This is a genomic window from Puniceibacterium confluentis, assembly GCF_007923445.1.
Taxonomy (GTDB): domain Bacteria; phylum Pseudomonadota; class Alphaproteobacteria; order Rhodobacterales; family Rhodobacteraceae; genus Puniceibacterium; species Puniceibacterium confluentis.
In genome coordinates this window covers 215,888-224,398 of record NZ_VOJI01000007.1, presented here as the reverse complement: position 1 = coordinate 224,398, position 8,511 = coordinate 215,888, and the positions used below count along the sequence as shown (strand labels likewise).

Sequence of the window (8,511 nt, the reverse complement as noted above, 5' to 3'; positions counted from 1 at the left end):
GTGTCGCGCTGAGTTCGACGACCAGCTTTCAATGTTTCCAAACACTTACGAAGGGGGTGCATAATGAGCAACCAACGGCAAAGGCGCGGATCTGGTCGGCGTAGCTCTTGATATAGTCGGTGGCTGCGATGACCGGCCCCTTCACCCCGTCAAGCAGTTGCGTGACATAGGGAACCTTCTCGGCACCCAGCGGGTCCAGGCGGTTCTGACGCAGACAGTCCTGACCTTCGCGCGCCAGTTCGTTGAACGACGTGGCGGACCAGATGTCGGACGTCACCCCAAAGTCCTCGCGCAGCATTTCCGCCGCCTTGATCGCCTGCACCAGGATCGTGCCCGACCCGATCAGATTCACATGCTTCTTGGCCGGCTTGCCGGTCTTGGACAGGCGGTACATGCCCTTGATGATGCCCTCTTCGGCGCCCATCGGCATATCGGGGTGCTGGTAGTTCTCGTTCATCAGGGTGAGATAGTAGAACACGTCTTCCTGATCGACGAACATCCGCTTCATGCCGTTCTGCACAATCACCGCAACTTCGTAAGAGAAGGTCGGATCATAGCTGATGCAGTTCGGGATGGTCCCGGCAAAGACATGGCTGTGGCCGTCCTCGTGCTGCAGACCCTCGCCGTTCAGCGTCGTGCGTCCGGCGGTGCCCCCCAGCATGAAGCCGCGCGCACGGCTGTCGCCCGCCGCCCAGGCCAGATCGCCGATCCGCTGGAACCCGAACATCGAATAATAGATGTAGAACGGGATCATCGGAACGCCGTGGGTGGAATAGGAGGTCGAGGCGGCAATCCAGTCGGCCATGGCCCCGGCCTCGTTGATGCCTTCCTGAAGCACCTGACCGTCCTTGCTCTCCTTGTAGAACATCATCTGGTCGGCGTCCTGCGGGGTATAGTTCTGCCCCAGCGGGTTGTAGATGCCGACGGACCGGAACAGCCCTTCCATGCCGAAGGTGCGGCTTTCGTCGGGGACGATCGGCACCACGAACTTGCCGACCTTCTTGTCCCGCAGCAGCGTGGTCAGAATTCGGACAAACGCCATGGTGGTGGAAATCTCGCGATCTCCGGTTGATTCCAGCTGTCCCTTGAACGCGGTCAGCGCCGGGATTTCCAACTTGGGCGCGTCGCGCCAGTCGCGCTTCGGGAACGATCCGCCCAGGTCGCGCCGACGCTCGGTCATATAGGCTTTCTGGGCGTTGTTCAGGCTGACAAACGGTGCCTTGGCCAGATCGGCGTCATCGACCGGAATCTTGAACCGGTCGCGCATGGCGCGCATCTGGTCCTCTTGCATCTTTTTCTGCTGGTGGCTGGTGTTCTGACCTTCGCCGGCCGTCCCCATGCCATAGCCCTTGACCGTCTTGACCAGCAGACAGACCGGCTGTCCCTTGGTCTTGGTCGCGCGCAGGAAGGCGTTGTAGACCTTTTTCGGGTCGTGCCCACCCCGGCGCAGCGCCCAGATCTGATCGTCGCTCCAGTCTTCGACCAGTGCCGCCGTCTCGGGATACTTGCCGAAGAAATGCTTGCGGATATAGGCACCGTCCTTGGATTTGAACGTCTGGTAATCGCCGTCGATGGTTTCATCCATCAGCTGGCGCAGCTTGCCGCTGGCATCCTTTTCCAGCAGTTCGTCCCAGCCCCTGCCCCAAAGCAGTTTGATGACATCCCAGCCAGACCCGCGGAAGTTGCCCTCGAGTTCCTGCACGATCTTGCCGTTGCCGCGCACCGGCCCGTCGAGACGTTGCAGGTTGCAGTTGACGACAAAAATCAGGTTGTCCAGCTTTTCGCGCGCCGCCAGAGAGATCGCTCCGAGCGATTCCGGCTCGTCCATCTCGCCGTCGCCGAGGAAGCACCAGACCTTGCGGTCCGCCATGTCGATGTGGCCGCGGTTGTGCATGTATTTCATGAACCGCGCCTGGTAGATTGCCATGAGCGGCCCCAGGCCCATCGAAACCGTCGGGAATTGCCAGTAATCCGGCATCAGCCAGGGGTGGGGATAGGAACTCAGGCCGCCACCGGAAACTTCGGACCGGAATGATTCAAGCTGGTCCTGCGTCAAACGGCCTTCCATGAAGGACCGGGCGTAGATGCCGGGGACAACATGGCCCTGAAAGAACACCAGATCGCCGCCGTGGATCGCCGACTTGGCGCGCCAGAAGTGGTTCAGCCCGACGTCATACAGCGCGGCGGACGAGGCGAAAGAGGCGATATGCCCGCCGTATTCCGATGATTCCTTGTTGCGGCGCACCACGGTCGCCATCGCGTTCCAGCGGTTGATGGTGCGAATGCGCCATTCCATCTCGGTGTCGCCGGGCATGTCGACTTCATCATCCGGCGAGATCGTGTTCTGATACGGCGTGGTCGCGGAAAACGGCAGGGTCGCTCCTGCCGCACGCGCCTGCTGAACTGCCTTGTCGAGCAGGAAATGCGCACGGTCCGGACCGTCGCGCAGGATCACGTCTTCGATCGCCTCCTGCCATTCCTGGGATTCGACTGCGTCAATGTCGTTTCGGCTGTCTGTCATTTGCCCTCTTCCCTTGGTCATCATATTCGCCTGTCCTGGCGCTTATCTTTGGTTCAAACCTAAACCATCTTTCGTCCGGTCATGAATTCCTGCCAATCCGGCAGGTCTTCCCGGGTCGGCGCCGGAGTAGCACAGGAGGTTTCCTTAGGGCAGGTATGCTGACGCATAACATCCTTGCAGCACGCGCATGGCAATTGGTTTAATGGTAAACTAATTTGACCGGAGCGTTGTCTTCTGCCCTTTTGATCCTCCCGAAAACGAGCAGACCAAGGCCCCGGACAAATTGCAAGGGGTTAGCGCTAAACCGAAGCAGTCACGCGTCGGATTTTGCCAGACCAACGACCGGTGACGGCCCCCCGGAGGCCAACTCCTCAAAATCGAAGTTGTCCAGCCGCCGCGCCCGGCGTCCAGCCTTGTCGGCGCTGATCTTGATGTCGGCAATATCCTTGGCCGCCTGACCAAAATGCCGATCCAGATTTTCGACCCGGCTGCCCAGGCGATCCACATCCGCATAAAGCAGCCCCAGTTCCTTGCGGATGGCGCCGGCCTGCTCCTGCATCCGGGCATCCTTGAGAATCGCCCGCATGGTGTTCAGCGTCGCCATGCAGGTGGTGGGTGAAACGATCCAGACGCGTGCGGCAAACCCATCGCGCACCAGTTCCGGGAAATTCCCGTGCAGCTCGGCATAGACCGCCTCGGATGGCAGGAACATCAGCGCACCATCCGCGGTTTCACCTTCGATGATGTATTTCTCGGAGATGTCCTTGATGTGCTTGCGCACCGACAGCCGCAGCATCTGGGCGGCACGGCCCAGCTGATCCGGGGTTTCGGCGCGGCGCAGCTGTTCGTAGGCCTCAAGCGGAAACTTGCTGTCGATGCAGATCGGCCCCGGTGGATTGGGCAGATGAATGAGGCAATCCGCGCGCCGCCCGTTGGACAGCGTCGCCTGCAACGTAAAGCTGTCCTTTGGCAGGGCCTTGCCGACGATATCGGTCAGCTGGATCTCGCCAAAGGCGCCGCGGGTCTGCTTGTTGCTCAGGATGTCCTGCAGCGACAGCACGTCGCCGGACAGTTTGGTGATGTTCTCCTGCGCCTTGTCGATGCTCTGCAACCGCTGTTGCAGGTCGCCCAGGCTCTGCGCCGTTCTGCGCGCCGAACCGTGCAGGTTTTCGTTCATTTGTACCTGCACCGCCGCCAGGCGCTGTTCCATCAGTTGCAGCATGGCCGTCTGGCTGCTGGCCTGGGCCTCGCTGACATGATGCAATCCGCCCGCAAGCCGCTCCTGTCCTTCGCCCAGCGCCTGCACCCGGCTGCCCAACTGCCCCATCTGCTGCGCCAGCGGTTCCGCCAGGCGCGCCGACCGCCCCGCCGCACGCACCGAGACGATCAAAAGCAGCAGGATCAGAAGCCCGAGCGCCGCGCCCGCCAGCACCAGAAGCACCCGGGGATCGTCCAGTGCATACGTGTTTGTCCCAAGGGTGATCATGTGCGTCCGAACAGCCGTTCGATATCGGCCAGCTTGAGTTCCACATACGTCGGGCGACCGTGGTTGCACTGTCCCGAGTGTGGGGTTGCTTCCATTTCACGCAACAGGGCATTCATCTCTTCGCCGCGCATGATGCGGCCGGAACGGATCGAGCCGTGGCACGCGACGCGGGACAGGATAGCTTCGATCTTGTCCTGCAACAGTGCCGAACTGCCCTGATCCGCCAGTTCGTCCAGGATGTCGCGCAACAAGGCCTCGGCGTTGACCTCGCCCAGAATTGCCGGGGTTTCGCGCACCGCCACGGCGCCGCCGCCAAAGGGCTCGATCGCAAGGCCCATGCGGTGCAGGTCGTCGGCAATGTCCAGCAAGCGTCCGGCATCGTCTGCGGAAAGCTCGACCACTTCGGGGATCAGCAGCGCCTGTGCGGCGACCCCGCTGTCCGCCATCTGATGCTTGAGTCGTTCATAGACCAGACGCTCGTGTGCGGCGTGCTGGTCGACAATGACAATTCCGTCCGCCGTCTGAGAGATGATGTAGTTTTCATGCACCTGCCCCCGAGCCGCCCCCAGAGGCCGGTCCGTTGCGGGCATGCCCTGTGACGGGTCGGGCCGCTGCGGGCCGTGCTCGATCCCGGGCTCGACCGTCCGACCGCTAAAAGCCCCCGCCAGATCGGCAAAGCCAGGCGCCTGTGCGGCGTAAGACGCCTGCCGGGCCGCTGGTGACGGACGGTCCATCTGGTAAACCCGCGCGCCGACCGGGGCCGGTGTCATGGCCCCCAATGTGGCGCTGGCCACGGTCGACGACGCCCGGTGCCCGGCCTCGGCCAGCGCATGGCGCAGGGCCGAAACGATCAGCCCGCGCACCACCCCGGGGTCGCGAAAGCGGACTTCGGACTTTGCCGGATGCACATTGACGTCCACCTTGTGCGGATCGCAGTCAACAAAGAGCGCCACCGCCGGATGCCGGTCCCGGCTCAGGAAATCCGCGTAGGCGCCGCGCAGGGCGCCGATCAGCAGCTTGTCCCGCACCGGCCGCCCGTTGACAAACAGGTGTTGCGCCACCGCAGACCCCCGCGAATAGGTCGGCAGCGCCGCATAGCCGGTGAGACGGAAGCCGTCGCGGGTCGCGTCGATGGCCAGAGCATTTTCCACGAATTCCGCGCCCATCACCTGCGCCAGCCGCCCGCGCAGGGCGTCGAACAGATCGCCGGTCACCGGGTCTGCGCGAAAGCTCACGCGGCCGGCTCCGCCCCCCGAGACATCACGCAGAGTGAACCCGACCGATGGTTCGGCCATTGCCAGACGCCGGATCACCTCGCCCACGGCCTGGGATTCGGCGCGATCGGTGCGCAGGAACTTGAGCCGGGCCGGCGTCGCAAAGAACAGGTCGCGCAGGGTGACAACCGTGCCGCCATTCAGCGCCGTCGGCCGCAGCGGCCCCTGTGCGCCGCCATTGACGGCGATCTCGGCCGCGTCGTGATTCACGGCCCGGCTGGCGATGGTCAGCCGCCCGACGGCGCCCAGACTGGGCAGTGCCTCGCCGCGAAACCCGAAGGACTGAATGTTCAGGAGGTCCGAGCCGTCGATCTTCGAGGTCGCATGACGGCTCAGCGCCAGCGGCAACTCGTCGGGCGACATGCCGCAACCGTCGTCCGTCACGCGGATCAGGGTCTTGCCGCCGTCCGCCAGATCAACGGAGACCCGCCGCGCCCCCGCGTCGATAGCGTTTTCGACCAGTTCCTTGACCGCGGACGCAGGGCGTTCCACCACCTCGCCAGCGGCGATCCGGTTGATGGCCGTTTCATCCAACTGTCGGATCACGGGGCGCATATTGGGGGCATGGGTGTTCATGCCACTAGACTTAGCAAGGTGGCCGCGATTCTGGAACGGGTGTTTTCTGCGGGTGTGGTGCGCCGGCTACATCCGCGCAGCCAAATTCAAACCCTGACGGAACAATAGTGCGAATGTCGATGTTTCAGAGTCAGATCATTACGTTAACCATGCCGGAACAACACATTCCACAAAGGAGGCACCGATGCCGATCCCACTGATCACGTACGAAACCATCATCGCTCTCTATGGCAAAGCTTTTGCCAGCACCTGGTTCTCGCCCATCTCCCTGACCACCAAGGCCCGCTGAGTTCCCCCACCGGAGGCGACGACACATCAGGTGCGGATCTGCGCCCGCTCTGACTCTGATATCATCGCAAGGTTTGCGGGTGGCATGGCATGGGTCAGCCTGACATGCAGCAAGATCGCCCCGGCCTGTCGCGCGATCTGCGCCTCGGTTTCCAGTTTGACACCCTTGGGTGGCCGCAGCAGCCCTAGCCGGACCGGCTTGGCGACGTGACACATCCAACAGCGGCCCAAGACGATGTAACGCCCCTGTGCAAGACCCTCGGCCTCGGCACGCCGCAGTGCGGTGCTCAGCCACATGATCAGAATGAACAGCACAGCCGTCGCAAGGCAGTTCGAACATGCCTGCCTCCTGTGCGGTACAGTCCCCACGCTATACGGCGGCTGACTTGTTCGTTAATCTTTCAAATCACAACACGGGTTCAAACAAGTCCGAAAAATAGAAATGGCCTATGCAAACAGCATCCGTAAGTTCGTGCGTGTCTGCGAATTGGGCGACAGGTCGATCAGCGCACCACGCCCGCGGTTGCCTCATTGCGGATCGCCGAACTTGAACGTCCCTTGGCGTGCGGCTGTTCGCTCGCACCACGCGCGCTGTGCATGCCACCGAACACGGGCGACTGTTTTACGACGACGCACTTGGCATTCTGGACGCCATCGGAACCGCCGAGGCCACGGTGAAGGAGGCGACGCAATCCCTGACAGGCACATTGTGCATCTCGGCGCCACTGGGTCTTGGCCACCGGATCGCTGCGCCCGCCGTGCCGCGGTTCAAGCAGATGTACCCCGAATTCGTCATCCGGCTGCGGCATCGTGCTGAATCATGAATTCTTGATCGCATGCACCTGCGGTCCGGGGCGCTGGTGCCCGGGGCCACCGCACGCCGCCCTGCCCGACACAACTTGCCTGCTTCAGTCCGTCACGTCGCTTTCGCGACCCCAAAATACCGCTTTTTTCAGGCTTCATCATTTCCAATTGCCACGAAAGACTGGACGAAGCGCAAACCTTGACATCCCATCACATTCACTTACTTGAATATTTGACGCAGATATCAAAACAGGAGCCACGCATGTTCACCCGTACCAGCCCCTCCACCGGACCGAACTCGCCGCGCGTTGACGGGTTTTACGAATCCGACACCGGATCCGTACAGTACGTCGTCTCCGACCCGGAGACGAAACAGGCCGCACTGATCGACATAGTCCAGGATTTTGACCCGGCAAGTGGTCGCACGGCTTACCGTTCGGCACAGACCGCGCTGGACTTTGTGCGTGACAACGGCCTGGAGGTGGTCTGGATCCTCGACACGCACCCCCACGCCGACCACCTGATGGCCCAGTCCTGGCTGAAGCAGCAGACCGGCGCCCCCACCGGTATCGGGGAAAAGGTCCACGAGATCGCAGGGCTCTGGTCGGACATCTACAATATGCCGAACGGATTTGATCCCGACCGCGATTTCGACCACCTGTTTTCCGATGGCGCGAAGTTCAAACTCGGCAACCTTGATGTGCGGGTCATCCTGTCTCCGGGGCATACGCTGGGGTCAATCACCTATGTGATCGGCGACGCGGCTCTGGTGCACGATACCTTCATGCATGTCGATGCGGGGACCACCCGCGCCGATTTCCCAGGCGGCTCTTCGAGCGAACTCTATGCGTCCCTGCAGCGGATTCTGGACCTGCCGGATGACACCCGGCTGTTTGTCGGACATGACTACCCGCCCGTGGGTGACCGCAAGGATCCGGCATGGGAAGCAACGGTGGCTGACCACCGTGCCAACAACAAACATATTGGCGGCGGCGTTTCCGAATCCGAATTCCGCAAGCTGCGCGATGCCCGGGATGCGACGCTGGATCTGCCCGACCGGATGCTGCACGCGCTGCAGGTCAACCTGCGCGGCGGACGTTTGCCTGAACCAGAAGGGGACGGCCGGAGTTACTTCAAGATACCGGCCAACCACTTCACCGAAAGGAACACATGATGAAAACCGAGATGCACGACAGCGCCGCGCTCGAAACCTGGAGCCCGGACGAGGTGCAGACCGCCCTTGCGGCCAATGAAATCGTCCTGATCGACGTGCGAACGCCGCAGGAATACATGTTCGAACACATCGAAGGCGCGCTGCTGATGCCGATGGCATTCTTCGACGCGACCAAGCTGCCGGGACAAAGCGAGAAGCGTCTGGTTCTGCACTGTGGCTCTGGCATGCGGTCGGAAAAGATGGCCAAGGCAGCAATTGCCGCCGGCTTTGACCGCATCGCTCACCTGGATGGCGGCTTTGGCGCGTGGAAGTCGGCGAAAAAGCCCTATATCGGCACCGACATGGCAAGCGGGGCCCCTCAGCGCGTCACACCCTGATCCGCGCCCGC

General features: G+C 62.2%; 7 protein-coding genes. 3 read left to right on the top strand and 4 right to left on the bottom strand.

What is annotated here, in order from left to right; genetic code table 11:
• Window positions 1-28: 28 nt before the first annotated feature.
• The 4 genes from aceE to FOY53_RS10400 all read right to left on the bottom strand — a co-directional run bounded on the left by aceE (window position 29) and on the right by FOY53_RS10400 (window position 6,460).
• Entirely contained in the window at window positions 29-2,521 is a 2,493-nt protein-coding gene (aceE, locus tag FOY53_RS10415; RefSeq protein WP_146588485.1) for a pyruvate dehydrogenase (acetyl-transferring), homodimeric type, read from the bottom strand.
• A gap of 313 nt (window positions 2,522-2,834) precedes the next feature.
• Complete coding sequence (locus FOY53_RS10410; protein ID WP_146588483.1) at window positions 2,835-4,007, bottom strand: DNA recombination protein RmuC; 1,173 nt, start codon at window positions 4,005-4,007, stop codon at window positions 2,835-2,837.
• Entirely contained in the window at window positions 4,004-5,857 is a 1,854-nt protein-coding gene (mutL, locus tag FOY53_RS10405) for a DNA mismatch repair endonuclease MutL (protein WP_146588481.1), read from the bottom strand. Before mutL ends, FOY53_RS10410 begins: the two co-directional genes overlap by 4 nt.
• Window positions 5,858-6,172: 315 nt before the next feature.
• Window positions 6,173-6,460: a hypothetical protein gene (locus FOY53_RS10400; protein WP_146588479.1), complete on the bottom strand. Its 288-nt coding sequence runs from the start codon at window positions 6,458-6,460 to the stop codon at window positions 6,173-6,175.
• Between the two features lie 248 nt (window positions 6,461-6,708).
• Between FOY53_RS10400 and FOY53_RS23060 the strand changes: the two genes are divergently transcribed.
• From FOY53_RS23060 to FOY53_RS10385, 3 genes are all read left to right on the top strand, one after another.
• Window positions 6,709-6,969 (top strand): LysR family transcriptional regulator, encoded by a 261-nt coding sequence (locus FOY53_RS23060; RefSeq protein ID WP_186766564.1) that lies wholly within the window; start codon window positions 6,709-6,711, stop codon window positions 6,967-6,969.
• Window positions 6,970-7,211: 242 nt separating this feature from the next.
• The gene (locus tag FOY53_RS10390) at window positions 7,212-8,123 is read left to right on the top strand and encodes an MBL fold metallo-hydrolase (RefSeq protein WP_146588505.1); all 912 of its coding nucleotides are present in this window, start codon (window positions 7,212-7,214) and stop codon (window positions 8,121-8,123) included.
• The gene (locus FOY53_RS10385) at window positions 8,123-8,500 is read left to right on the top strand and encodes a rhodanese-like domain-containing protein (protein ID WP_146588477.1); all 378 of its coding nucleotides are present in this window, start codon (window positions 8,123-8,125) and stop codon (window positions 8,498-8,500) included. Before FOY53_RS10390 ends, FOY53_RS10385 begins: the two co-directional genes overlap by 1 nt.
• Window positions 8,501-8,511: the final 11 nt, after the last annotated feature.

Excerpts from the sequence above, each read along its gene's own strand:
- aceE (WP_146588485.1), bottom strand. The coding sequence starts at position 2,521 with ATGACAGACAGCCGAAACGACATTGACGCAGTCGAATCCCAGGAATGG.
- FOY53_RS10410 (WP_146588483.1), bottom strand. The coding sequence starts at position 4,007 with ATGATCACCCTTGGGACAAACACGTATGCACTGGACGATCCCCGGGTG.
- mutL (WP_146588481.1), bottom strand. The coding sequence starts at position 5,857 with ATGAACACCCATGCCCCCAATATGCGCCCCGTGATCCGACAGTTGGAT.
- FOY53_RS10390 (WP_146588505.1), top strand. The coding sequence starts at position 7,212 with ATGTTCACCCGTACCAGCCCCTCCACCGGACCGAACTCGCCGCGCGTT.
- FOY53_RS10385 (WP_146588477.1), top strand. The coding sequence starts at position 8,123 with ATGAAAACCGAGATGCACGACAGCGCCGCGCTCGAAACCTGGAGCCCG.